The organism is Pseudarthrobacter sp. 1G09 (assembly GCF_050038305.1).
GTDB lineage: Bacteria > Actinomycetota > Actinomycetes > Actinomycetales > Micrococcaceae > Arthrobacter > Arthrobacter equi.
The window spans coordinates 859673-883019 of record NZ_CP188306.1 but is presented as its reverse complement, the minus strand read 5'-3'; the positions used below and the strand labels follow the sequence as shown (position 1 = coordinate 883019).

General features: G+C 66.8%; 21 protein-coding genes. 13 read left to right on the top strand and 8 right to left on the bottom strand.

The annotated features are described in order from the left end of the window. Positions 1–93: 93 nt before the first annotated feature. Complete coding sequence (locus ACP3TD_RS04210) at positions 94–726, bottom strand: TetR/AcrR family transcriptional regulator (RefSeq protein ID WP_426765695.1); 633 nt, start codon at positions 724–726, stop codon at positions 94–96. A 99-nt stretch (positions 727–825) separates the two neighbouring features. Between ACP3TD_RS04210 and ACP3TD_RS04205 the strand changes: the two genes are divergently transcribed. Then, the gene (locus ACP3TD_RS04205) at positions 826–1113 is read left to right on the top strand and encodes a hypothetical protein (RefSeq protein WP_426765694.1); all 288 of its coding nucleotides are present in this window, start codon (positions 826–828) and stop codon (positions 1111–1113) included. A 161-nt stretch (positions 1114–1274) separates the two neighbouring features. Here ACP3TD_RS04205 and ACP3TD_RS04200 read toward each other — a convergent pair whose 3' ends face one another. Next, the gene (locus ACP3TD_RS04200) at positions 1275–2693 is read right to left on the bottom strand and encodes an MFS transporter (protein ID WP_426765693.1); all 1419 of its coding nucleotides are present in this window, start codon (positions 2691–2693) and stop codon (positions 1275–1277) included. 238 nt (positions 2694–2931) lie between these two features. Here ACP3TD_RS04200 and ACP3TD_RS04195 point away from each other — a divergent pair, with 238 nt between their 5' ends. The 4 genes from ACP3TD_RS04195 (at position 2932) to ACP3TD_RS04180 (ending at position 6748) form a co-directional block, all read left to right on the top strand. After that, positions 2932–3600, top strand: a complete 669-nt coding sequence (locus tag ACP3TD_RS04195; RefSeq protein ID WP_426767127.1) for a response regulator transcription factor — start codon at positions 2932–2934, stop codon at positions 3598–3600. Next, positions 3597–5039 (top strand): sensor histidine kinase, encoded by a 1443-nt coding sequence (locus tag ACP3TD_RS04190; RefSeq protein ID WP_426765692.1) that lies wholly within the window; start codon positions 3597–3599, stop codon positions 5037–5039. The genes ACP3TD_RS04195 and ACP3TD_RS04190 overlap by 4 nt, the downstream gene beginning before the upstream one ends. After that, entirely contained in the window at positions 5026–6063 is a 1038-nt protein-coding gene (locus ACP3TD_RS04185) for a TAXI family TRAP transporter solute-binding subunit (RefSeq protein WP_426765691.1), read from the top strand. Before ACP3TD_RS04190 ends, ACP3TD_RS04185 begins: the two co-directional genes overlap by 14 nt. A gap of 334 nt (positions 6064–6397) precedes the next feature. Beyond that, the gene (locus ACP3TD_RS04180) at positions 6398–6748 is read left to right on the top strand and encodes a hypothetical protein (RefSeq protein WP_426765690.1); all 351 of its coding nucleotides are present in this window, start codon (positions 6398–6400) and stop codon (positions 6746–6748) included. Positions 6749–6791: 43 nt separating this feature from the next. Here ACP3TD_RS04180 and ACP3TD_RS04175 read toward each other — a convergent pair whose 3' ends face one another. Beyond that, positions 6792–8276 (bottom strand): helix-turn-helix domain-containing protein, encoded by a 1485-nt coding sequence (locus ACP3TD_RS04175; protein WP_426765689.1) that lies wholly within the window; start codon positions 8274–8276, stop codon positions 6792–6794. Between the two features lie 176 nt (positions 8277–8452). Between ACP3TD_RS04175 and aceA the strand changes: the two genes are divergently transcribed. Both aceA and aceB read left to right on the top strand, forming a co-directional pair. Next, the gene (gene aceA / locus ACP3TD_RS04170) at positions 8453–9769 is read left to right on the top strand and encodes an isocitrate lyase (protein ID WP_426765688.1); all 1317 of its coding nucleotides are present in this window, start codon (positions 8453–8455) and stop codon (positions 9767–9769) included. Positions 9770–9865: 96 nt separating this feature from the next. Then, the gene (gene aceB, locus ACP3TD_RS04165) at positions 9866–11518 is read left to right on the top strand and encodes a malate synthase A (protein WP_426765687.1); all 1653 of its coding nucleotides are present in this window, start codon (positions 9866–9868) and stop codon (positions 11516–11518) included. Between the two features lie 139 nt (positions 11519–11657). On the opposite strand, the gene ACP3TD_RS04160 is transcribed toward aceB, so the two are convergent. Continuing rightward, complete coding sequence (locus tag ACP3TD_RS04160) at positions 11658–12854, bottom strand: CynX/NimT family MFS transporter (protein WP_426765686.1); 1197 nt, start codon at positions 12852–12854, stop codon at positions 11658–11660. Between the two features lie 145 nt (positions 12855–12999). Here ACP3TD_RS04160 and ACP3TD_RS04155 point away from each other — a divergent pair, with 145 nt between their 5' ends. Both ACP3TD_RS04155 and ACP3TD_RS04150 read left to right on the top strand, forming a co-directional pair. Continuing rightward, on the top strand, positions 13000–13959 hold the full coding sequence (locus ACP3TD_RS04155; protein WP_426765684.1) for a D-2-hydroxyacid dehydrogenase family protein: 960 nt from the start codon (positions 13000–13002) through the stop codon (positions 13957–13959). 15 nt (positions 13960–13974) lie between these two features. Next, complete coding sequence (locus ACP3TD_RS04150; protein ID WP_426765682.1) at positions 13975–14508, top strand: N-acetyltransferase family protein; 534 nt, start codon at positions 13975–13977, stop codon at positions 14506–14508. 20 nt (positions 14509–14528) lie between these two features. On the opposite strand, the gene ACP3TD_RS04145 is transcribed toward ACP3TD_RS04150, so the two are convergent. Beyond that, positions 14529–16709 carry a glycogen debranching N-terminal domain-containing protein gene (locus ACP3TD_RS04145; protein WP_426765680.1) on the bottom strand — a complete coding sequence of 727 codons (2181 nt, stop codon included), beginning with the start codon at positions 16707–16709 and terminating at the stop codon, positions 14529–14531. Between the two features lie 53 nt (positions 16710–16762). Continuing rightward, positions 16763–17824, bottom strand: coding sequence for a glycosyltransferase family 4 protein (locus ACP3TD_RS04140; protein WP_426765678.1), 1062 nt, complete (start codon positions 17822–17824; stop codon positions 16763–16765). 219 nt (positions 17825–18043) lie between these two features. Here ACP3TD_RS04140 and ACP3TD_RS04135 point away from each other — a divergent pair, with 219 nt between their 5' ends. After that, a complete protein-coding gene (locus ACP3TD_RS04135) occupies positions 18044–18742 on the top strand; it encodes a DsbA family oxidoreductase (protein WP_426765676.1) in 699 nt (232 codons plus the stop codon). Positions 18743–18798: 56 nt separating this feature from the next. Beyond that, a complete protein-coding gene (locus ACP3TD_RS04130; protein WP_426765674.1) occupies positions 18799–19449 on the top strand; it encodes a TetR/AcrR family transcriptional regulator in 651 nt (216 codons plus the stop codon). Positions 19450–19515: 66 nt separating this feature from the next. On the opposite strand, the gene ACP3TD_RS04125 is transcribed toward ACP3TD_RS04130, so the two are convergent. After that, the gene (locus tag ACP3TD_RS04125; protein WP_426765672.1) at positions 19516–20193 is read right to left on the bottom strand and encodes a LytR C-terminal domain-containing protein; all 678 of its coding nucleotides are present in this window, start codon (positions 20191–20193) and stop codon (positions 19516–19518) included. Continuing rightward, positions 20186–20485, bottom strand: coding sequence for a type II toxin-antitoxin system VapB family antitoxin (locus ACP3TD_RS04120; RefSeq protein ID WP_171908923.1), 300 nt, complete (start codon positions 20483–20485; stop codon positions 20186–20188). Before ACP3TD_RS04120 ends, ACP3TD_RS04125 begins: the two co-directional genes overlap by 8 nt. A 147-nt stretch (positions 20486–20632) precedes the next feature. Here ACP3TD_RS04120 and ACP3TD_RS04115 point away from each other — a divergent pair, with 147 nt between their 5' ends. Together ACP3TD_RS04115 and ACP3TD_RS04110 are read left to right on the top strand one after the other, a co-directional pair. Next, on the top strand, positions 20633–21562 hold the full coding sequence (locus ACP3TD_RS04115) for a hypothetical protein (RefSeq protein ID WP_426765670.1): 930 nt from the start codon (positions 20633–20635) through the stop codon (positions 21560–21562). Between the two features lie 107 nt (positions 21563–21669). Further along, complete coding sequence (locus ACP3TD_RS04110; protein WP_426765668.1) at positions 21670–23307, top strand: stealth family protein; 1638 nt, start codon at positions 21670–21672, stop codon at positions 23305–23307. Positions 23308–23347: the final 40 nt, after the last annotated feature.

The following is a 23347-nucleotide window of genomic DNA, read 5'->3' as shown; positions in this document are numbered from 1 at the left end:
GTGGCGCCGCCCACCTGCGCGGTGACGGCCGGATTCCGCTTCAGCAGACTTTACCCGGCCTTCAGGCCGGGGCCATGGGGAGTTCTGCCCGCTTCAGTCCGCGGCTGCCGCCACCGCCGGCACAGCGGAGCGGCCTCCTGCGGCGTCCTCCAGCAGGGCGCCGGCCATCAGCGTTGCGGTCCGCACGATGAACGACCGACGGCGGGCGGCCCGGTCCGGGCCGCTGCCCGCCAGGAGCGCGTCGATCTGGGGCAGGACCGGCCACCCGTCGCAGAGGGTGACCACGGTGATCAGCAGGTCTGCTGCGTCTTCGCGGCCCACACCGGGGAGCACCTCCATCACCTGCCCCACCTTGATGGCGCAGTGGTCCGTGCGGGTGGCCCTGCTGACGGTTTCCCTGCCCCGCTCCAGGCCTTCCCAGAACACCAGCCGCGGCAGCACGCCGTCGGTGGTGTGCCGGTCGAAGAGCCTGCCGGCATAGTCGCCAAAGGCCTCAGGACCGTGGCCCTGGATGGGGACCTCTGTCATGACGCGGATCATTTCGGCGGCGAGGACGGCGTCGAACAGCTCATCCTTCTTGCCGAAGTACTGGTAGATGCGCTCCTTGTTGACGCCGGCTGTGGCGGCAATGCGGTCCACCCGTGCACCAGCCAGTCCGTTCGCGCTGAATTCCCCGGTGGCGGCCGCCAGCAGCAGCTCCTTGGTGCGGTCAGTGTTCCAGGCCATGACCCCATTCTACGCAATTCCAACCAGGTAGTTGCAATTGCTGTCCGGCGCGCATATTCTCGGTTCACAGCAAAAGCAACTAACTAGTTGGAGATTTTCATGGAGACCGTTCCCGGCACCGCCGTCCTGACCCCCGCAGCGCCGGCACCGGCCGCGCCGCCGGCCGTACCGTCCGTCCACGTCCGGGCCATCATCACCTGGCTGGCAATCTTTCCGCTGGTGGCCCTGGGCATGATGGCCTCCGCTCCGCTGACCGAGGGGTGGCACCCGGTATTCAAGGCCCTGACGCTCACGCTGGTGGTGGTTCCCACGGCCGTCTATCTGGTGGTTCCCCGCATGATGCGGGCGCACGCATCCTTGGCCGGGCGCCGCGGCGGGCGCAGCTAGGCGCACCGGCAGCACCGGACAGCGCACGACGGCGGTCCCCACCCCGGGCCGCTCACGGCACCTGAGCCTGCCGGCACCGGGGCACGGCCGCCGCGACGCTTAACGACGGCGGCGCCCGTCCCCCTGAGCAGGGAACGGGCGCCGGTGCGTGCTGCGGAAGCTCAGCGCTTGGCGGCAGCCAGGCGATCGTCGTCGTCCGTGCCGGAAGCCGCGCCTGCGTCCCAGGCGTGGCCCTGTTCCTGGTCCAGGTGCGTCGACTTCTTGTTCTTGAGCGCGAAGATGTAAACCAGCAGCGATACCCCGATGGCCACCGTGACGTAGGTGAAGAGCAGTTCCACCTGGCCGGTCTTCTGCAGGGCTGCGCCGATCAGCGGGACGGTGCCGCCGAACATCGAGTTGGCGAGCGCGTAGCCCAGTCCCACGCCGAGCGCTCGGATCGAGGCGGGGAAGAGCTCGGCCTTCACCAGGGCGTTGATGGAGGTGTAGCCCCCCACGATCAGCAGGCCGCCCATCATCAGCAGGAACGCGACCATCGGGTCCTTGGTGCCGGCGAGGGCGGACATCAGCGGCCAGGTGAACAGCACGCCTGTGATGCCGAACCAGAGCAGCAGCGGCTTGCGGCCGATCTTGTCCGAGATGATGCCGTAGACGGGCTGCAGCAGCATGAAGATGAACAGGGCCCAGAAGTTGATGACCGAGGTTGTTTCCTTGGGGATGCCGCTGGTGTTGTTCATGAAGCTGAGGATGAAGTTGGTGTACGTGTAGAACGCCACGGTGCCGCCCAGGGTGACGCCGATGCAGATCAGCAGCGCCCTCCAGTGCTTGGTGAAGAGCAGCTTCAGCGTGCCGGGCTGTGCCTCGCCGGATGATTTGGCGTTTGCGGCGGCTTCCACCTGGCTGGCGGAGACGGTTTCCTCCATGGAACGCCGAAGCCAGAGGACCACCAGGGCGGCCACGCCGCCGATGGCGAACGGAATGCGCCAGCCCCATTCGGTCAGTGCGTCCTTGCCCAGGGCGCTCTGGAGGATCACCAGGACCAGCAGGGCCAGCATCTGGCCGCCGATCAGGGTGACGTACTGGAAGCTGGAGAAGAAGCCACGGCGCTTGGCGGTGGCGGCCTCGGACATGTAGGTGGCACTGGTGCCGTACTCGCCGCCCACGGAGAAGCCCTGCACCAGGCGCGCCAGGACCAGAAGGACCAGGGCCCAGACGCCGATGACGTCCTTGGTGGGCAGGATGGCGATGAAGAAGGAACCGGCGGACATCATGGTCACGCTCAGCGTCAGGGCGGCTTTCCGGCCCCGGCGGTCGGCGAACCGGCCGAAGAACCAGCTGCCGATGGGCCGCATCAGGAAGGTGACGGCGAAGACGGCCATGCCTTCGAGGGCCCCCTGCAGCGGGTCCTTGGAATTGAAGAAGTGCGGCTGGAAGTAGGCCAGGAACGCCGTGTAGATGTAGACGTCGTACCATTCCACCAGGTTTCCGGCGGAGCCCTTGAGAATGTTGCCCACGGCCCGGCGGGTCTGTGCCGCCTCGGACCGGGCTGCCCCCGTCAGCGGCGCTGCTTGTTCGGTGCTCATCATGAACCTTCCTTGGTGTGACGGTCTCCCGAAAGCGCGGAGGACCTCCACCAAACTATGGGTGATCCACGGCACAGCCAATGCGGAAGCGGGTTTCCTAACACTTCCTTAGGAATGGGCAATTCCCCGTTCCCAAGCGCCGGTTCCCCGTGAGGCGGTAATCTCCAAAGGCGGGCTGGTCCCGCACCCTACCCTTGTCCTGCCCCACGCCCCGCCCCCAAAGAGAAGGAACATGGCCATGGAAGTGCTCATCGTCGAGGACGACGACGCCATGGCAGGCGCGCTGGCGGCGGGTGTTGCGACGGCGGGCCACAAGACCACCAGGGTGGCGCGCGGAGCTGACGCCCTGCTGGTCCACCGGGACTTCGAAGTGATCCTCCTGGACCTCGGGCTGCCGGACATGGACGGCCTGGACGTCCTCCGCAAGCTCCGCCAGATCACCGACTGTCCCATCCTCATCCTCACCGCCCGCGACGACGAACGCAGCGTGGTGCTGGGACTTCGCTCCGGCGCTGACGATTATCTGGTCAAACCCGTGAAACTCGTGGAACTGCTGGCACGGATCGAGGCCGTCACCCGCAGGGCCGGGCGCCGCACCGGGAGCGTTCCGGACACCATCGTCCTGGGCGACCTCGACATTGACCTGGGCCGCCGGATCGCATCCAGGGACGGCACTGTCCTGCCGCTGACGGCCACGGAATTCGAACTCCTGGCCCTTCTGGCCCGGCATGCCGGCTCGGTGGTGACCCGGGAGCAGATCCTCGATGCCCTGTGGGGTGATGCGTTCCTGGCCTCGTCCAGGTCCCTGGATGTGCACCTGACCGGGTTGCGGGCCAAACTGCAGAAACCCGGTTTCATCATCAACGTCCGGGGCGTGGGCTACCGGGTGGAGGCGGATCCGGCATGAGGTTGCGGGTCCTTGGCGTCCTCAGCGTGCTGTGCCTGGCGGTGGTGTTCCTGGTGTCCGGGACCATCCTGTCCTCGGCGGCGCGGGAGCTGACGCAGGAGGTCCAGATCAACCGGGTGGCGTCCCTGAACCGGCTGGCCCAGGTGGCCTTCGATGCGGCCGGTGACGGCGATACCGCGCGGCTGCAGCGGGAAATGGACACGTACTCGGCCCTCTATGCCGAGGGGATCGTGGTCCGGCTGCAACAGGAGACGCTCAGCTCGGGAGGGCTCAGTGAATCGCGTCCCGACGTGCAGGACGCGCTGTCCCTGGCCCGGCTGAACGTCAACGGCACCGCACTGGCGCCGTTGGAGCCGCTCCGTTCCGGCTCCGAGGTGATCTTCCGCCCCTTCGGCAGCGCCAACCAGGTGCTGGGCGGCGTGGCCATGGACGTTAATCTCGACGCCGCCAGGACGAAGCTGCAGCAGCGCTGGCTTGTGGTGGGGGCCGCCGCCGTCGCCCTCGCTGCGGTCCTGCTGCTCGCCGCCGCACGCGTGACCGGCTGGGTGCTCCGGCCCGTCCTGCGGCTGAATTCCGCCGTGACCGAGCTGGGCCGCACGGGCCGGGCCGGGCGGCTGCCGGAGGACGGTCCGCCGGAGCTGCGCGAACTGAGCAGGTCCTTCACGGCCATGGCGCGGACGGTCAGCGACAGCATCGAGTCGCAGCGCCAGCTGATCGCCGACACGTCGCATCAGCTGCGGAACCCCATCGGCGCTCTGCGGCTGCGGCTGGACGTCCTCCAGCTTGAACTGAAGACCGAACGGGAACACGACGCCGCCGCCAGTGCCGTGGCCGAGCTGGAGCGGGTGGAGGAGATCCTGGACGACGTCTTGAAGCTGGCCGCCGCCGAGCACCGGGCCAGTGAGGACGCCGTCAGGGCCTTCAACAGCCCGGAGGCCAGGCCCGTTGCTGCGCCGATCGACCCCTACCCCGTCCTGCAGGAGGAAATGGAGCGGGCTGCCCCGGCTGCGGGCCGCGCCGGTGTGCGGCTGGTTCTCGCTCCCCCGCCGCCGTCCCCGGACCTGGTGGCGTGCGAGCCGGCCGAGCTTGCCCAAATGGTGGGCGAGCTCGTGGGCAACGCGGTCAAGTACGCCCCCGGGGCCACGGTCACTGCTTCCGTCAGGGCGGAGTTTTCCACGGTCACGGTGGAAATTTACGACGACGGACCGGGGCTTTCCGAACAGCACCTCGCCCAGGCCTCCACAAGGTTTTGGCGGGCGCCGCAGCACGCCTCGGTCCGGGGTACAGGCCTGGGCATGACGATCGTGGGTGAACTGGCGGCGGCCAACGGTGGCCGACTGGTCCTGGGCACCGCCGCACCGCATGGACTGTCAGCCCGGCTCGAATTTCCTGTTCCGGTCCTGCAGCGCCCCTCCGAAGGCGGGGATGGACGTGGTTGAGGCCAGGGCGTCCGGCCGTACCGGTGCCGGCCTGCCCAGGCGGTCCATCCTGAAAACCGGCGCAGGCCTGGCGGCAGCGGCCCTCATCCCGTCCGTACTGTCCGCCTGCAGCGGGAACCGGCCCGGGCTGCTGACCGTGGCGGGCGGTGAGGCGGGCGGCTTTTACCTTGAGTTTTCCACGCTGCTGGCCGCTTCCCTGGAACGCCACGGTGTGGCCCAAAAAGCTGTAGCCGTGGCCACCGGCGGCAGTTTGGACAACCTGGCGCAATTGCGGGATGGAACGGCCACGCTTGCTGTGTCCCTGGCCGATGCGGTTGCCGACCCTGCTAACGATGCGGGCACAACGGCCGGCGAGGGCGCCGCGCCACTGGCCGCGTTGGGGAAGGTCTACGAAAACTACGTCCATTGCGTGGTGCGGAAAGGCAGCGGCGTCACCGCCCTGTCACAGCTGTCCGGGCGGACCGTGGCAGTGGGCCAGCCGGGTTCGGGGACATCCCTCACCACACCGCGGCTGCTCGCGGCAGCGGGCCTTGGCACCTCGGCGGAGGCCGGGCCGGCGGCGCAAGGCAGCGTCGCCGTCGTAAGCCTGGGCCTGAACGACGGCCTCGCAGCCCTGAAAGCCGGTACGGTGGACGCTTTGTTCTGGTCCGGCGGCGTACCCACGGCAGCCATCTCCGCCGCACAGAGGGAGGTGCCGCTGGCGCTGCTGGACCTCTCGTCCCTGTTGCCGGAGCTGCGCGCCCGGCACGGTGCCCAGTACGACCGCGTGTTCATCCCCGCGGAAAGCTACCCGGGCGTACCCGCCGTCTGGACCGTGGGGGCAGCCAACCTGTTGCTGTGCCGCGCCGACCTGGACGCCGGCACCGTCGAGCGGACCGTCCAGCTGCTGGTGAACCACGCCGGAGAACTGATTCCTCAGTCCAGCCTGGGTGTGCAGTTCCTCAGCCCGGAAACGCTGATCAACACCGCCGGCATCCCGCTGCACCCGGCCGCGGCTGCAGCCTACAGAGCCCTCCACGGCTAGCGGCGCGCGCTCACTCGTGGCGGCACACACCCAAACGCCCGCCCACTGTCCCCAGGAAAGTGAGCGCGCGTCGCGGGGAACCCACCACAACTGAGCGGGTGCTGGATCAGGGTTTCGGTGCCTTATCCACATACGCGCTTCCGGTGATAGCAAGCCGTACCGCGCCCTTCCTACTGTTTGGGATACCCGGACAAAAAGCGAAGCGAGGATCAATGTGGACAGGAATCAGCGCCGACGGGCCGCGCGAACGAACAAGGTGCGGAACCAACCTGGAGACCCATTCAAAGCCGCCATTCCCAGGATGGTTATCCCGTCACCCGGAAACATCCGGGAGTTGGAAGCCCTGACTCCGGACTTCATTTCCTGGTATGCCCAGCGCCAATTCAGTGCAGACATCGAGGAGGTGCTGGAGAGCCTAAAGCTCTTTTTCCGCTTCTACCCTGAGACTGGCGACAACCGGCCCATCACTGCCCTGGATCCAGCGGAGGTGTGCGCAAGGTTGTCGTCCCTCATCACGCATACCCTCTTCGAAGGCGTCATGGCCTCCTACTCCCTGATGCGGTTCCTGGACTTCCTCCATGATGCTGGCCGCTGGTCCGGCAGCCAGGAATCGTTCCTGGTTGTGCACGCCGTCCTGGAGGACATCTCCAACTCCAAGGTGCGCGTAAGGATCAGCTGCTGGTAGATCCCGGAACATGCCACCACCGGAACCGTCGAATGGGTGTAGCTCAGCTCCCCGAGTGGGCCTGCAGGAAGCTGTACACCTCGGTTTCGTCGACGCCGGGGAAGGCGCCGGGCGGCATGGCCGCCAGCAGATGCGAGTGGGCCCGCGCGGAGGGCCAGGCGTTCCCGGCCCACTCCGAAGTCAGGGCGGCCGGCGGACGCTTGCAGCAGTTCGGGTCGGGACAGTTGGAGGTGGCCCGGGCGGTAGTCTCCCGCCCGCGGAACCATTTCACATGCTGGTAGGGCACCCCGATGCTGAGCGAAAACTCGCCGCTGGCGGACCGTTCGGTGCGGGCGGTGCACCAGTACGTGCCCGACGGCGTATCGGTGTACTGGCTGTAGGCACTGAACTTGTCCGGCACATCGAAGACCGCACGTGAGGTCCAGGCCTTGCACGACGGCTGGCCCTCGATGGCACCGGTGTGGTCCTGGGGGAAGTTCACGCCATCGTTCTCGTAGGCCTTGTAGATGATCCCGCTCTGGTGCGTCTTCTGGAAATGCGTGGTGATGCCCAGGTGCTTGGTGGCCAGGTTGGTGAACCGGTGCGCCGCGGTCTCGTAGGAAACGGCGAACGCATCCCGGATGTCCTCCACCGCGATTTCCTTGGCTGCTTTGGCTTTTTGCAAAAATTCCACGGTGGCCTGCTCCGGGAGTAGCAGCGCCGCAGCGAAATAGTTGGTCGCCACCCGCTGGGCCAGGAAGTCTCCGTAGTTGCGGGGCGTTTCGTGGCCCAGGACGTAGTGTCCCAGGGCCTGGAGCAGCACGGACCGGGGATCGTGGTCCTGCCGCTGACTCTGCGTCAGGTAAATTCTGCGGTTCTTCAAATCGGTCACGGACCGGGTGGAATGCGGCAAATCGCTGACGTGGTACAGGGCAAATCCAAGGTGGGCGGCAATGTCCGCAATGACGTGCTGGCTCAGCGGACCGGCGGTGTAGCCCACCTCCCTGAGGACCTTCTGCGCCTCGGCCTCGTACTCCGGGAAGTAGTTGCCACGTTCCCGCATCATGGCCCGCAGTTCACCGTTGGCGCGGCGGGCCTCCTCGGGGGTGGCCACTTGCTCGTTCATCTTCCGTTCGAGTTCGTGCAGCAGGCCTATCTGGGCCTCCAGCACATCCAGCGGAAGCCGCGAACTGATGCGGATTTTCGGCAGGTTGAGGGACTCGTACAGCGGTCCGCGCTGATACCGCTCCAGCTCGATCTCCAGCGCTGCGCGCCGGCTGGGCGGTTCGGCGCCCAGGAGCTGGTCGATGCTGACGTTCAGTGCCGCTGCCAGGTGCTGCAGAAGGGTCAGTTTAGGCTCGCGCTTGCCGTTTTCAATCAGGCTCAGCTGGCTCGGAGCGGTGCCGACGGCGGCACTCAGGTCATCGAGCGTGAGCTTGGCTTGCTTGCGGAGATGGCGGACGCGGCGGCCCAGCGCAATGACGTCCAGCTCCGCTGCGGCGGCGGACGGTGGCTGGGAAACGTCCCTGTTCCAGCTTGAAGGCGACATTTCTGAAGAATACGTGAAGAAGTGCGTTTCTTTCCATAGTTTTCATCTAGAAAGGGGGTTGAAAGTGCTGAAAAGTAGTTCTCACGGAAAGAAACACCGCACCGGAAAAGCCGGTGGGAACCTCAATGACGCGGTTCCCACCTACCCGCTCCGGAGCTCAATCAAGGAGATCAACGATGACTGCAGCATTTGAGCCCACCTCGCAGACGCCCGAAGAGCAGGCCGCCGCCCTGGAGCTCGAGTGGGCCGCCAACCCCCGCTGGGAAGGTGTGACCCGGGACTACTCAGCCTCCGACGTCGTCCGCCTCCGCGGCCGCGTCACCGAAGAGCAGACCCTGGCCCGCCGCGGTGCGGAGAAGCTGTGGAAGCAGCTCACGGAAGAGCACAAGACCGGCGGCTACACCAACGCATTGGGCGCCCTCACCGGCAACCAGGCAGTGCAGCAGGTCAAGGCCGGCCTCCGCGCCATTTACCTCTCCGGCTGGCAGGTGGCGGCCGACGCCAACAACTCCGGCCACACCTACCCGGACCAGTCCCTCTACCCGGCAAACTCCGTCCCCACCGTGGTCCGCCGCATCAACAACGCCCTTCTCCGCGCAGACCAGATCGAATTCTCCGAAGGCATCCAGACCGTTGAGGACTGGCTGGTCCCGATTGTTGCCGACGCCGAAGCCGGCTTCGGTGGCCCGCTGAACGCCTACGAGCTCATGAAATCCATGATCCAGGCCGGCGCCTCCGGCGTGCACTGGGAAGACCAGCTCGCCTCCGAGAAGAAGTGCGGCCACCTCGGCGGCAAGGTCCTCATCCCCACCCAGCAGCACGTCCGCACCCTGAACGCCGCCCGCCTGGCAGCCGACGTCGCCGGAACCCCCACGGTGGTCATTGCCCGCACCGACGCCGAAGCGGCCACCCTGATCACCTCGGATGTGGACGAACGGGACCAGGAATTCATCACCGGCGAGCGCACCGCCGAAGGCTTCTACAAGGTCCGCAACGGCATCGAACCCTGCATTGCCCGCGCCAAGGCCTACGCCCCGTACTCCGACCTCATCTGGATGGAAACGGGCACCCCGGACCTGGAACTGGCCCGCAAGTTCGCGGAGTCCGTCAAGGCGGAGTTCCCGGACCAGATGCTCTCCTACAACTGCTCGCCCTCGTTCAACTGGCGCAAGCACCTGGACGACGCCACCATCGCCAAGTTCCAGCGCGAACTCGGCGCCATGGGCTTCACGTTCCAGTTCATCACCCTGGCCGGATTCCACGCCCTGAACTACTCGATGTTCGATCTCGCCCACGGCTACGCCCGGGAAGGCATGAGCGCCTACGTCGAACTCCAGGAGAAGGAATTCGCCTCCGAATCCCGCGGCTACACCGCAACCAAGCACCAGCGCGAAGTCGGCACCGGCTACTTCGACACCCTCTCCACCGCGCTCAACCCGAACGCGTCCACCCTGGCCCTGGTGGGATCCACCGAAGAGGGCCAGTTCCACTAGTACATACCTCCCCAAGTAAGTAGCAGTAGGTGTCGTTTTGGAGGCTCAAAGCGACACTTACTGCTACCCAGTTGGGACCTTTCAAGGAGAACTCCCATGAACAGCTTCACCGATAGCTTCACGATCAACGGCATCACCATGACTGCCCAGCCCATTTGCCGGCAGGATGAAGTGCTCACGCCGGACGCACTGGCCTTCATTGCCAAGCTGCACCGCGCCACCGCGGAACGCCGGCAGGAACTGCTGCAGGCACGAAGGACCCGCCGCGCCAACATCGCCGCCGGACAGGATCCGAGGTTCCTCCGCGAGACTGAGCACATCCGCAACGACGCATCATGGCGGGTGGCTCCCCCGGCCCCGGGCCTGGAGGACCGCCGGGTGGAAATCACCGGCCCGGTGGACAAGAAGATGACCATTAACGCCCTGAACTCCGGTGCCAAGGTCTGGCTGGCGGACATGGAAGACTCCTCCACCCCCACGTGGCGGAACGTCATCAAGGGCCAGCTGAACCTCACCGACGCCCTGGAACGCCGGATCGACTTCACCAGCGAAGAGGGCAAGGAGTACAGGCTGAAGCCTGCCGGCGACCTGCCCACCATCGTGGTCCGCCCCCGCGGCTGGCACCTGCCCGAAAAGCACATGCTCATCGACGGCACACCCATCGCCGGCGGCATCGTGGACTTCGGCCTGTTCTTCTTCCACAACGCCCGCCGCCTCCTGGCCCAGGGCAAGGGCCCGTACTTCTACCTGCCGAAGATCGAGAACCACCTCGAAGCCCGGCTTTGGAACGACATCTTCATCCTGGCCCAGGACCTGCTCGGCATTCCGCAGGGCACCATCCGCGCCACGGTGCTGATCGAGACCATCACCGCGGCCTTCGAAATGGAGGAGATCCTTTACGAACTGCGGGACCACGCCTCGGGCCTGAACGCCGGCCGCTGGGACTACATCTTCTCCATCATCAAGAACTTCCGCACCCGCGGCCCCCGCTTCGTCCTCCCGGACCGCGGCCAGGTGACCATGACCGCCCCGTTCATGCGCTCCTACACCGAGCAACTGGTCCGGGCCTGCCATAAGCGTGGCGCCATGGCCATCGGCGGCATGGCCGCGGCCGTCCCCAACCGCAAGGATCCCGAAGCCAACGCCAACGCCCTGGAGAAGGTCCGGGCGGACAAGACCCGCGAGGCCGGCGACGGCTTCGACGGCTCCTGGGTGGCCCACCCCGACCTGGTGCCCATCTGCCGTGAAGTGTTCGACGCCGTCCTCGGCGAGCGCTCCAACCAGCTCGGCAAGCTCCGCGAGGACGTCACCCCGGACGACCGCGCCCTCATCGATATCGCATCCCTGCACGGCACCATCACGGAGCAGGGCATCCGCAACAACATCGAAGTGGGCATCCGCTACATCGAGTCCTGGCTCCGCGGCAACGGTGCCGTGGCCATCCACAACCTGATGGAGGACGCCGCCACCGCCGAGATCTCCCGCTCCCAGCTCTGGCAGTGGATCTACGCCCGGGCCATCACCGACCACGGCGAGATCATCACCCACGAATGGGTGGAGGAGCTGCTGGACGGCGAATTCGCCCGGCTGGAACGCTTCGACGGCGACCGTTTCGAGGACGCCCGGGACATCTTCGAGGAAGTCACCCTCGCCACGGAGTTCCCGTCCTTCCTCACCCTCCCGGCCTACGCCCGCTACCTCACCGAAGCCCGTGAGAAGGCCACCGTGGAGGAGCTCGCAGCGGCCTGACCCGCAGCTGCACAGACTTCCGTCTGCCGGGCCGGCACGCCCTTCGCAACAGGCCCCCCGAAATCCGGGGCGCCGGCCCGGCAACGGAACCCCTTTACACGCCCGGGTGTTGAAGGGACGTCCGACGGCGGCCCGCGCCTTAGCGGCCCCGCGGCACCTTGCGGACGGAGAGGGTGGTGCTGACAAAGAAGGTCAGCACCGAGCCGAGGATGACCAGCAGCGCCGGCGTCCACGATTCCGAGGCGTCGTGGACAAAGCCCACCAGTGGCGGGGCAAGCGCGGCGAGGCAGTAGCCCAGGCCCTGAACGGTGGCGGACATCCTGCCGGCCATGGCCTGGTTCCGGGCCAGCCGGATGATGGCGATGAAGATGATGGTGATGCCGCCGCCCTGGGCAATCCCGCCGCAGGTCGACCACAGCCACCACAGCTGTGGCATCAGCAGCAGCCCGGCCGGGACCGCCGTCCACAACACGCCCAAGGTGACCGCCACCGCCGTCGTACTCATGTATTTTGCGGCGAACGGCACGCCGAGCCCGCCCACGATGGCGAGGATCTGGAAGATGGAGGACGCCGCACCGGCTTCCGCGGCGGACATGCCCAGCTCGTCGTGCAGGTAGCTGGGCAGCCAGGCGGTGACCCCGTAGTAGGAGAAGGCCTGGCCGCCGAACCCGGCCGTCAGGCCGAAGGTGATCCAGCCGGTGCCGGCCACCGGCGGGAGCTTGGCCTCGCCGGCGTCCTCGGCAGCGGAGGCGATGAACGCGGTCCGCGGCCCCACTGCCAGCGTCCACACCACGATGGCGGCCACGGCCAGGAAGGCCACCGATGCCAGGGCTGCACGCCAGCCGGTCCATTCAGCCAGCGGCGCCATGGCCACAGACGTCAGGAACGAGCCGATGTTCAAGGCAGCGGTATAGATGCCCATGGCGGTCCCCTGCCGCCAGGGCGAGAAGTCGCGGCGGATGATCAGCGGCACGGCAATGTTGCCCACCGTGATGGCCAGGCCAATGATCACCGTCCCGGCAACCACCAGGGCGGGTCCCCCGGCGGACCGCACCAGCACGCCCGCCAGGACACCCAGGATGGTGAGGCTGACTGCGAACTCGGCGCCGAACTTCCTCGCGGCCAGGGACGCCAGCGGCGAAGCCAGCGAGAAGCAGAGCACGGGAATGCTGGTCAGCAGCCCCAGCACCACAGGGGAGAAATGCAGTTCTGCCTGCATGGGACCCACCAACGGCGCCACGGCCACGAACGGCCCGCGCAGGTTCAGGGCCAGCAGGCCAATGCAGGCGAGCAGGATCCAGCTGCCGGGAATTCGGGAAAGCAGCCGGCCGCTCACCGGGCGGAAAAGGGGAACAGGAAGTCACTCATCACCTTCATTGCTATCACGCCGCGCAGGGCGCAGGTTCCGCAAGGCACCGCGTGACCCCCAGGTTTAGGATGAACCTGCCCCCACCGGACACCGCGAAGGACAGGACACCGCCATGCCGCACCGCCTTGCCATCCTCGACGACTACCAGGATGTGGCCCATGGCTACGCCGACTGGGCGGCCCTGGAAGCAGAAGGGGTCAAAGTTTCCACGTTCCGCGAACCCTTCGCCTCGCAGGATGCGCTGGTCTCGGCGCTCGCCGGCGCCACCATCGTGATCGCCATGCGGGAACGGACCGCCTTCCCGCGCGAGGTGTTCGAGAAACTGCCTGCCCTCGAACTGCTGGTGACCACGGGGATGGCCAACGCCTCCATCGACGTTGCCGCAGCTACGGACCACGGCGTCACGGTCTGCGGAACACCGGGTTCGCCCGCGGCAGCCCCGGAGCTGACCTGGGCGCTGCTGCTGGCCATTGCACGGCACCTTCCGGCCGAGGAAGCCTCGCTGCGGGCGGGCTCCTGGCAGAAGACCGTAGGGGTGGAACTGGCAGGCAAGACCCTGGGCGTGGTGGGGCTGGGCAAGATCGGCCGCCGTATTGCCGGCTACGGCAAGGCCTTCGGCATGGATGTGGTGGCGTGGAGCCAGAACCTCACAGCCGAAGCCGCGGCGGCCGCCGGGGTGCGGCGGGTATCGAAGGAGGAGCTGTTCCGCGTGTCCGACGTCGCCACCCTCCACCTTCGGCTCTCCCCGCGATCGGAGAACACTGTGGGTGAGCGGGAGCTGCGGCTGCTGGGCCCCGAAGGCATCCTGGTCAACACCGCCCGCGGCCCCCTCGTGGACCAGGAAGCGCTGGTCCACGCACTGAACGAAGGCTGGATCCGCGGCGCAGCCCTGGACGTTTTCGACCAGGAACCCCTGCAGGCCGGCCATCCGCTGCTGGCGGCCCCCAACACCGTCCTGTCACCGCACCTTGGCTACGTCACGCAGGAAAGCTACCGGCAGTTCTACGGCGGCGCCTTCGAGGACGTCACCGCCTGGCTGGCGGGCTCCCCCATCCGCACCATCACCGCCTGACCCCGGAGGATACGAATGAGCCACACCATCCGCCGCGCCACCACGGACGACGCCGGCGCGCTGGCTGAGCTGGCGGCCGTCACCTTTCCGCTGGCCTGCCCGCCGTCGTCATCGCCGGAGGACATCGCGGCGCACCTGGCCAACACGCTCAGCGAGGACCACTTCCGGGGCTACCTCGCTGATCCGGACATCACCATCCTGGTACTGGACAGCGGCGACCGGCTCAACGGGTACAGCCTGCTGGTGGACCGGCCGGCGTCGGACCCGGACGTGGCGTCTGCCCTGACACTCACGCCGTCGGTTGAACTCAGCAAGTGCTATGTCCATCCCGAACACCACGGACTGGGGGCCGCCGCCGAACTGATGCATGCCAGCGTGCAGGCTGCCGCCGAGGCTGGCCGGGCCGGGATCTGGCTGGGCGTCAACAGCCAGAATGCCCGCGCCATCCGCTTCTACGGGAAGTCCGGGTTCCGGAAGGTGGGCACCAAGTCCTTCCGGCTGGGCAGCACCGTGGAACACGACTTCGTGCTGGAACGCGCCCTGCCGTAACGGCCTGCGTGCGTAGCTGCCTACGTGCCGGGCTGGTTCAGGCCGGCATGGTCCGAGGCGGCCTCCGGGCTTCCCGGCGGGTACGCCAGTGGCGGGCGCGGCTGGGCCAGGAGCTTCAGTCCCGGGGCCAGGCCGTCGATGCTGCCGCTGGTGCCGTTTGCCGTGATGGTGACCCTGGAAGAATCCAGCAGGACGTTTTCTGCCCTGAACGTGCCCACGGTGTCCGGCAGGATCGGTGCCAGGTGCACCACCCCGCGGGTAAAGACGGGGTCGAAACGGAGGAGGATCCGCGCCAGCTGGACGGGTGCCGCGGCAGCCCACGCCTGCGGCGAACATGCGGTGGGGTATGGCACGGGGCCGGGGAACTCACCGCGGTCAAAGCCGCAGAAGAGTTCGGGCAGCCGGTTGTCGAAGTGTTCGGCTGCCTCGAAGACCCCCAGGGCCACCCGTCTTGCCTCGTCCACGAACCCATAGCGCATCAGGCCGGTGGCCACCATGGCGGTATCGTGCGGCCAGACGGACCCGTTGTGGTAGCTGACGGGGTTGTAGGCGCCCATGTCCGAGGCGAGCGTGCGGATGCCCCAGCCCGTGAACATCTGGGGAGACATCAGGTGCTCCATCACGGACCGCGCCTTGTCCCGGTCCACGATGCCGGAGAAGAGGCAGTGCCCGATGTTGGAGGTCAGGGCGTCCACCGGTCGTTTGTCCTTGTCCAGTGCGACGGCGAAATAGCCTTTGTCCGGCAGCCAGAATTTCTTGTTGAACTCCTCCTTGAAGGCCGCCGCCTTGGCAGCCCAGTGGTGTTCCAGGTCTGAGTCCCCGCCCCAGTGCGCCAGCAGCGAGCGGCCCAGGTAGGCCGAGTAGACGTAGGCCTGCACTTCGCAGAGGGCGATGGGTGGTTCGGCGATGGTCCCGTCGGCGAAGTTGATGCCGTCCCAGGAGTCCTTCCAGCCCTGGTTGACCAGCCCGTGGTCGTTGGGGCGCAGGTACTCCACGAACCCGTCGCCGTCGCGGTCCCCGTATTTCTCTATCCATTCCAGGGCCCGGTCCGCGTGGCTGAGCAGCGGCTGAATCACGTCCTTGGACAGCCCCCAGCGGCTCAGTTCACCGAGGACGGCCACGAACAGAGGGGTGGCGTCGGCGGTGCCGTAGTAGGCCGTGCCGCCGAGGGACAATCCGGCGGTGACCCCCAGCCGGACCTCGTGCGGGATGCGCCCGGGCTCCTCCTCGGAATCGTTGTCCACCTTCTTTCCCTGGATGCCTGCCAGGGTCTGCAGCGTGCCCAAGGCGAGGTTGGGGTTGACCATCAGGCTCATGTAGGAGGTCAGCAGCGAGTCCCTGCCGAACAGTGCCATGAACCAGGGCGCCCCGGCGGCAACGGCCGCCCGGTCCGGATGGTGGGGGTCGAAGATGCGCAGAGCACCCAGGTCGCTTTGGCTGCGGTTGAGCAGGTCCTGCAACCGGGCGTCCTCGACGTGGATCCGCGGGACGCCTTCTTCCCAGTCCAGGTGCCGCCTCACCCCTTCCCGGTGGTGCGGCAGCTGGCCTTCGCGGAAGGGCTGCTCGGGAGCCACACCGTTGACCAGCGGCACAACAATGATGCTGGTGGCCCATTTTCCCCTTGCGGGGACGGTGACGCGGAATCGCAGGCCCTCCAGGGTGACCTCGGCTCCCCGGGCCCCGATGGCGGTTCCCCGCTGCTGGCCGTGCCGCACGGCCTCGATGACAAGTTTCCCGTCGGTTACGGTGCGCGTGGTGTCGTCGCCCCCGGTGGCCCGGCTGCCCTTGACGTCGAACAGGTCTGCCTGGTCCGCCTCCACCAGCAGCTCAATGTCGCAGTCCACGGGCTCGGCGGCGTAGTTTTCCAGGGTGATGTCGTCCTGCATGCCCGGGCCGATATGACGCACGTGCCGGACCACCAGCGGACTGTCGAACCTGCCCCCGGGCCACGTCGCCCTGCCCACAAACGTCGCCTTGAAGGGCTGCGGACGCTGTGCCGTCAGGGGCTCGCGGACCGCACCGTTGATGCGGAGCATCCAACCCGAAATGATGCGGGTGTCCTGGAAGAACGCACCGTTCGTTCCGCCGTCGGACGGGATGTCTCCGCTCCCGGACGAGATGCAGAAGGAAGAGCCTTCCAGGACGGTGACTGATCCGGAATCGGACACGGAGGCTTCGTTGTCGGCGTTCCAGGCGGTCATCAGGGATTCCCCTCTCAGGCGGCGAAGCGCTGCCCGGACAGTCCCGGCAGCCCCTATCGATTCTGGTCCACCGCGGCGTCATGCGGAACCCCTGCCTGAAGCCTCCCGCCAATCAGTTCGGCGTAGAGCCGCAGATGGTCCGCCACCATTCGCTCCGCGCTGAAACGCGCCTGCACCGCACTGCGGCAGGCTCCCCGGTCGAGCCTTGCCGCCGCCGGGACGAAGCCGGCCAGCTGGCCCGCGCCACCCAGGAATCCGGTCCGGCCATGTTCTACGATTTCCGGGGCCGCTCCGACGGGCGTGCCGACCACCGGGGTGCCGGTGGCAAGGGCCTCGATCATGACCAGGCCGAACGGCTCGGACCATTGGATGGGATTGAGGAATGCCACGGCTTCCCCCATGAGGCGGTACTTGGTGGCGTCGTCCACCTCCCCCACAAAGTCCTCGTTGGGGCCCAGCATGGGTTCAACCACGTCCCGGAAGTAGCGCACCTCTTCCGGTTCCCGCATCTTCACCGCGATCTTCAGGTGCATCCCCGACTTCCGGGCGATGCTGATGGCTTCCGTCAGGCCCTTGTCCGGGCAGGACCGGCCCACGAAGCACAGATATCCGCCGCGCCCGGTGCCCACGGGAACCGCCGCGAGGTCCATGCCATGGTGTATCACTCTCGTGACCGGGACTTCGGGAGCGTGCGAGGCCTGGTCGCGGGAGATTGCGACCACGGACGCGGTCCGCGCAATGGCCCGGTAAATGTCGGCGGCCTGGGCATGCAGGGGTCCGTGGATGGTGGTCACTACCGGAACCCCTTCGGGCCGGTGCAGGTACAGCGGTCCGGCAAGGGTGTGGTCGTGGATGATGTCCACGTCCGCCAGCCCCTCATAGGCCCTGGCCACGTGGCTGAGCTCCGACAGGCTGGTGCCCATGCCCGTGTAGTCCGCCGGGCGCATGCCGGGGACAAGTGGCACCGGGCAGGTACTTTCAGTGGGTGCGGCCAGGAGTACCTCGTGGCCGAGTGCGGCGAAGCCCCGGGCAAGGGTGTCCACCACCCGTTCCGTCCCGCCGTACGTTGCCGGTGGAACAGGAATCCATGGTCCTGAAACCAGGCCAATCCGCATCCTGACCTCCCAGGTGAGACGGGCCAGGCTCCCCAGCGGGCCGGGCACCACCCTGCCGCCGTGCACTTTGCTGCGGTGGAGTGATATGGGTTTTACGGTGCCCGCTGCTGGACCCCTGATCAGACTATTGCGCAGGATCCGGCGGCCCACAAGGCCTACCGTGGGGTATCTCACACCCGGGTCCGGAATGGCGGCTGAACCGCGCCGGTTATGCAGTTCATGAAGATCGAGATCTGGTCCGACGTTGCCTGCCCGTGGTGTTTCATCGGCAAGCGCCGCTTCGAGGCGGCCCTGGCCGAGTTCCCGCACCGAGCCGCGGTTGAGGTGCAGTGGCGCAGCTACCAGCTTGATCCCGGCCTCCCCGAGCACTACGACGGCACCGAACTTGAATACCTCAGCACCCGCAAGGGCATGGCGCCGCAGCAGGTCTCCCAGATGTTCGAGCACGTTGCAGAGCAGGCCAAGGGTGAAGGCCTGGAGTATCGGTTCGACAAGGTGGTGGTGGCCAACAGCTTCACCGCGCACCGCCTGATCCACCTGGCTGCGGCCCACGGCAGGCAGGATGCGGCCAAGGAGCGACTGCTCAGCGACCACTTCGAGCATGGCAGGGACATCGGCAGCCGGGAGTACCTCACCGCACTCGGCGGCGACCTGGGCCTTCCGGACGCGGACGTGGAGGCGCTTTTCACCACCGACAAGTATGCCGACGACGTCCGCAATGATTTCGAGGAAGGCCGTGCCCTCGGCATCAGCGGGGTGCCGTTCTTTGTCATCGACCGGAAGTTTGGCCTCTCAGGAGCGCAGCCCGCCGAAACGTTTACCGCTGCCCTCAACCAGGCATGGCAGGACGCCAACCCCCTGGTGCTGGTCAATTCCGGCGACGGCGAAGCCTGCGGCCCGGACGGCTGCAGCGTCTGACCCGGATGCAGGAGCGGCACTCACTGTTTAGTGACACATCGGGGTAAAGTGTCTGTATGCCCAGGATTTCAGCGGCCACCAATGCAGCACAACGCGCCGACACCCAACGCCGCATCCTGACGGCCTTCGGCGAACTGCTCTTCTCGCACGGCCTGCCCGGGCTGACCATGACCGACGTTGCCCGGCACGCCGGCGTGGGGCGAACCGCCGTGTACAACTACTACGCGGACATCGAAGAGCTGCTGATCTCCTACGCGCTGGAGGAGACGGAAAAATTCCTCACGGAGCTGCGGGACGCGCTCAGCCGGCTGGACAATCCGGTGGAGCGGCTGGCCCTGTACGTGCGCGCACAGGTGGAGGACCTTACCCGGCGCCACCTGCCGCCCGGACCCGCCATGGGCGCGGTGCTCTCGCCGTCGTCCTTTGCCAAACTCGCCGACCATGTCGGTGAGCTGAGCATCCTCCTGCAGGGCATCCTCCGTGACGGCATGGACCAGGGCTACCTGCCTGCCGCGGATGTGGGCCAGCAGTCTCAGCTGATCCTGGGGACCCTGTCCTCGAGCGCGGCCAGGGGCAGCGACGAGCCCGCGGAACTGGAAGCACGGGTGGCGCGGACAGTGCGGTTCATCCAGCTGGGCGCCGGCGCAAGGTTCGACGACGGCGGCCGGCCCGTGCGGTTGGCTCCCCTTCGCGCCGTGGCCGGCTGAGTTCCCCCATCACTTCGAGTCCCCAAAAGGCTGGTTTTACAGCCCTATCTGATAGGGCAACGGGCGTCAGGAAGCGGGCGCTGCCGAGGGCATCACGGGCCACATGTCATCGTCCGCCACCCGCCGGCTTTCCCTGGGGCAGCTCAGCGTGCCGGGAGTCTGGTCCACCAGTTCCACCGGCGCAAGAGCCCGGTAATCCTGGGACAGGATGACGTCCACAGTGCCGTCCGTCCGGCTGTCCTGGAAATAGTCCGATCCCGGCAGGTTCCGCTGGACACTGAAGGCTGCGGACTGCCCGGCAGCTCCGGAGATCACGGCGGCAACCCCGCGGTAGCTCGGCTCCGTGTTGCCGACCGTCGCCACCACGAATTTGCGTGCCAGGAAGTCATCCGCCACGGATTTCGCCAGCCCTGGCCTGCTGGTGGAGTTGTAGACGTTGAGGTTGACCTGTTCGTTCGGCCTGTAGTCGAACGTTGCGGCCGGGCAGGCGCTGACGGTCTTCGCGGCGGGCTCCGAAGAGGGGATGCTGAATCTCCCGTTGATGATGGCAAGGGCCGTGATAATGCCCGCTGCGATCAGCCCGATCAGGAGCACCAGGACCACGCCGTGCAGCACCCGGCGCCGTACACGGGCAGTGTCGTCGGCGTTCTGGCCGGCGTCAAACGTGGCACGCAGTTCCTGACCGCTGACCACATGGTGTCCGTGCAGGACGCTGACGTCCTGCGGCTTCTTCTTCCTAGCCATCTATCACCAGGACCCGGGCGTGAATGGCGGTGCGCTGGTGCAGGGCGGTCCGGACCGCGCGGTGCAGCCCGTCCTCCAGGTACAGGGTGCCCTGGTACTGCACCACGTGCGGGAACAGGTCGCCGAAGAACGTGGAGTCCTCGGCCAGCAGTGCCTCCAGGTCCAGGGTGCGCTTGGTGGTTACCAGTTCGTCCAGCCGGACCGGCCGCGGCGGCAGTGAGGCCCAGTCCTTGGGCGTGCTGTAACCATGGTCGGGGTAAGGGCGGCCCTCGCCCACAGCTTTGAATATCACCATGCCACCCTAGGCACCCTGCCGACGGCAGCGGAAGTACCCGGCCGTGCCGCCCCAAGGTTGTAGCCAAACGGTGACCATGTCACACGCGGTGACCTTGAGGCACCCGGAGCGGGGAGTTGACCACCCAACTGAGACAATGGCTCCATGACAGCATCCGAAGCCCCCGCCGTGTCCGTGACCGGAACCCGCCTGCCGTCAACCCCGCCGCTGGCACTCCTGCTCGATGTGGACGGGCCGATAGCCAGTCCGGTCACGCGGGACGTCAAACCGGACATCATCGGAGACCTTGTGGCACTTGCCGCAGCCGGCATCCCCGTCATCTTCAACACCGGACGCTCGGATGCCTTCATCCGCGAGCAGGTCATGGAGCCGATGCTCGCTGCGGGCATCCCGGACGGCACCGTCATCCATGCTGTCTGCGAGAAGGGCGCGGTGTGGTTCAGCTACACCGCTGCGGGACCCGGCCCCGTGCACGTTGACCGCGAACTGGCCGTCCCTGCCGAGTATGGTGACGATATCCGCCGCCTGGTCGCGGAGGACTACAGCGCGCACATGTTCTTCGATGAAACCAAGCGGGCCATGGTGTCCGTGGAGCAGCACATTGAGGTGGCCAGCGCAGACTACCTTGCCGAACAAAAACTCTTTGACGCCGACGCAATGGAGCTGATGGCCCGCCATGGCCTGGGCGTGGTGCGCCTGGACCACCACGCGCCGAATTCCGACGACGACGTGGACTACCGCGTGGACCCCACCATCATCTCCACCGACATTGAGTCGGTGCGGCTGGGCAAGGACCTTGGGGCGAGCCGGGCGGTTGAACTGCTGGCCGCCCAGGGGATCACGCCTGAAGCCTGGCGGACCGTGGGTGATTCCCGGACCGATTACGCCATGGCTGACTGGTTGCACCACAACGACCATCCGGTCAAGCATGTGGACGTCCGTCCCGCTGACGGCGTCCCGGAGAAACCGTACGATATCCTGACGGCCTCGGACCTGGGACTTTCAGATTCGGTCATCCACGACGACGCCGGCGGCGCCTTCCTGCGCAGCTGGCGGGAGGCGCTGGGCGCCTGACCCCGGTTCCTTCCCCGCGGCACCCGGTCCCGGGTGGCCCGCCACATCCCGCTTGACGCGGGCAAGCCGAAGCACGCGAAACAAGCTGTGTCCCCGGCCCAGCTATCATGCAGGTAGAAAGGCTTACTTTGACCAGCACGGAGACAACCATCACAGAAGCACCGGTCCAGGACGAGGTTTACTACGCCGGACAGCCCTCAAGCGAGGAACAGTTCCATTCCGAGGTGACCTCGGCGGAGGCTGAACAGCGGTTCAGGCTCCGCCCCGACGTGATCCGGCACAAGGGCCGCTACGCCGTCGTCAACGACAACAGGACGCCCTACCAGGCCATGGTGGAAGACCTGCTGTTCCTGCGCAACGTGTTGGCCAACGCGGGGCTGGCCTACCTTCTGGTGCGCGGCAACAACGACCGGCCCGTCATCGCGCTGGGCTGGCGGGACCGGAAGAAGCTCCGGGCCGCCCTGGTGGAGGCCTGCCGGGACGAACCTTTCTACTCCATGACCGTTGATGCCAAGAAGAAGACGTCTGTCCTGGTTGCGGACGGCGAGCTCTCCTCCAACCGGCAGGCGCGCATCTTCCGCCTGTACCGGCCCCGCGTGGAACCGGTGGGCGGATTCGAGTTCGGAGCCTCGGCCGGTGTACAGATCGAGCTTTGGTCCTTCGAGGGCGAGCAGATCATCCTGCCCATCGAAAACTCGCTGACACGCCGTACGCTCCTTCGCCAGGACGCTGTCCGCGGAACGGTGGAGCGCTATGGCCACACCTGGCCCACCATCGAGAACATGTTCGCCGACCACGCCAGCGACATCAGCTTCGACGTTGACCTGGTGTTCTCCTGGGTGGACGGCAGCTCGCCCGAGTACATTGCCGCCCGGCGTGCGCAGCAGAAGGACGCCGTCCTGGGCGAAGGCGACGACCACGAGGCCCGGTTCCGGCAGATCGACGAGCTCAAGTACGCGCTGCGGTCTGTGTACATGTTCGCGCCGTGGATCCGCCGCATCTTCATCGCCACAGACTCCCCCGCGCCGGCCTGGCTCGCAGAGCACCCCTCGGTGACCATCGTGCGGAGCGAGGAGTTCTTCTCCGATCCCTCGGTGCTGCCTACCCACAACTCCCAGGCCGTCGAGTGCCAGTTGCACCACATCGACGGGCTCTCGGAGCACTTCCTGTACTCCAACGACGACATGTTCTTCGGCCGGCCGGTCAGCCCGGACCTGTTCTTCACCCCCGGCGGCATCACGAAGTTCATTGAGGCGGAAACCAGGATCGGCCTGGGCGACAACGCCGCGGAACGCAGCGGGTTTGAGAATGCGGCGCGGGTCAACCGCAAGCTGCTGTGGAACAGGTTCGGCCGGATCACCACCCGCCACCTGGAACACACTGCCGCGCCGCTGCGCCGGAGTCTCATCACGCAGATGGAGGAGGAGTTTCCGGAGGAGTTCCGGAAGACCGCCGCCAGCAGGTTCCGGGCAGCCGACAACATTTCTGTGACCAACTCGTTTTACCACTACTACGCGCTGCTGACCGGGCGGGCCGTTACGCAGACCGCAGCCAAGGTGCGCTACGTGGACACCACTATGCGGGCCGGGTTGAACTACCTGCCCAAGCTGCTGTCCAAGCGCAACATGGACTTCTTCTGCCTCAACGACGGCAGTTTCCCGGAAGTCGCCGCCGATGAACGCGCCGAACTGGTCACGGATTTCCTGGAGAAGTACTACCCCATCAAGGCGCCCTGGGAGAAGTAGCACCGCAGTGCCACAGCCCTCGCTGTGGCACTGCCGCTCC

Bases quoted from the DNA above. Each gene is read 5' to 3' on its own strand.
- ACP3TD_RS04210 (WP_426765695.1), bottom strand. From the start codon at position 726: ATGGCCTGGAACACTGACCGCACCAAGGAGCTGCTGCTGGCGGCCGCC.
- ACP3TD_RS04205 (WP_426765694.1), top strand. From the start codon at position 826: ATGGAGACCGTTCCCGGCACCGCCGTCCTGACCCCCGCAGCGCCGGCA.
- ACP3TD_RS04200 (WP_426765693.1), bottom strand. From the start codon at position 2,693: ATGAGCACCGAACAAGCAGCGCCGCTGACGGGGGCAGCCCGGTCCGAG.
- ACP3TD_RS04195 (WP_426767127.1), top strand. From the start codon at position 2,932: ATGGAAGTGCTCATCGTCGAGGACGACGACGCCATGGCAGGCGCGCTG.
- ACP3TD_RS04190 (WP_426765692.1), top strand. From the start codon at position 3,597: ATGAGGTTGCGGGTCCTTGGCGTCCTCAGCGTGCTGTGCCTGGCGGTG.
- ACP3TD_RS04185 (WP_426765691.1), top strand. From the start codon at position 5,026: ATGGACGTGGTTGAGGCCAGGGCGTCCGGCCGTACCGGTGCCGGCCTG.
- ACP3TD_RS04175 (WP_426765689.1), bottom strand. From the start codon at position 8,276: ATGTCGCCTTCAAGCTGGAACAGGGACGTTTCCCAGCCACCGTCCGCC.
- aceA (WP_426765688.1), top strand. From the start codon at position 8,453: ATGACTGCAGCATTTGAGCCCACCTCGCAGACGCCCGAAGAGCAGGCC.
- aceB (WP_426765687.1), top strand. From the start codon at position 9,866: ATGAACAGCTTCACCGATAGCTTCACGATCAACGGCATCACCATGACT.
- ACP3TD_RS04155 (WP_426765684.1), top strand. From the start codon at position 13,000: ATGCCGCACCGCCTTGCCATCCTCGACGACTACCAGGATGTGGCCCAT.
- ACP3TD_RS04150 (WP_426765682.1), top strand. From the start codon at position 13,975: ATGAGCCACACCATCCGCCGCGCCACCACGGACGACGCCGGCGCGCTG.
- ACP3TD_RS04145 (WP_426765680.1), bottom strand. From the start codon at position 16,709: ATGACCGCCTGGAACGCCGACAACGAAGCCTCCGTGTCCGATTCCGGA.
- ACP3TD_RS04140 (WP_426765678.1), bottom strand. From the start codon at position 17,824: ATGCGGATTGGCCTGGTTTCAGGACCATGGATTCCTGTTCCACCGGCA.
- ACP3TD_RS04135 (WP_426765676.1), top strand. From the start codon at position 18,044: ATGAAGATCGAGATCTGGTCCGACGTTGCCTGCCCGTGGTGTTTCATC.
- ACP3TD_RS04130 (WP_426765674.1), top strand. From the start codon at position 18,799: ATGCCCAGGATTTCAGCGGCCACCAATGCAGCACAACGCGCCGACACC.
- ACP3TD_RS04125 (WP_426765672.1), bottom strand. From the start codon at position 20,193: ATGGCTAGGAAGAAGAAGCCGCAGGACGTCAGCGTCCTGCACGGACAC.
- ACP3TD_RS04115 (WP_426765670.1), top strand. From the start codon at position 20,633: ATGACAGCATCCGAAGCCCCCGCCGTGTCCGTGACCGGAACCCGCCTG.
- ACP3TD_RS04110 (WP_426765668.1), top strand. From the start codon at position 21,670: ATGCAGGTAGAAAGGCTTACTTTGACCAGCACGGAGACAACCATCACA.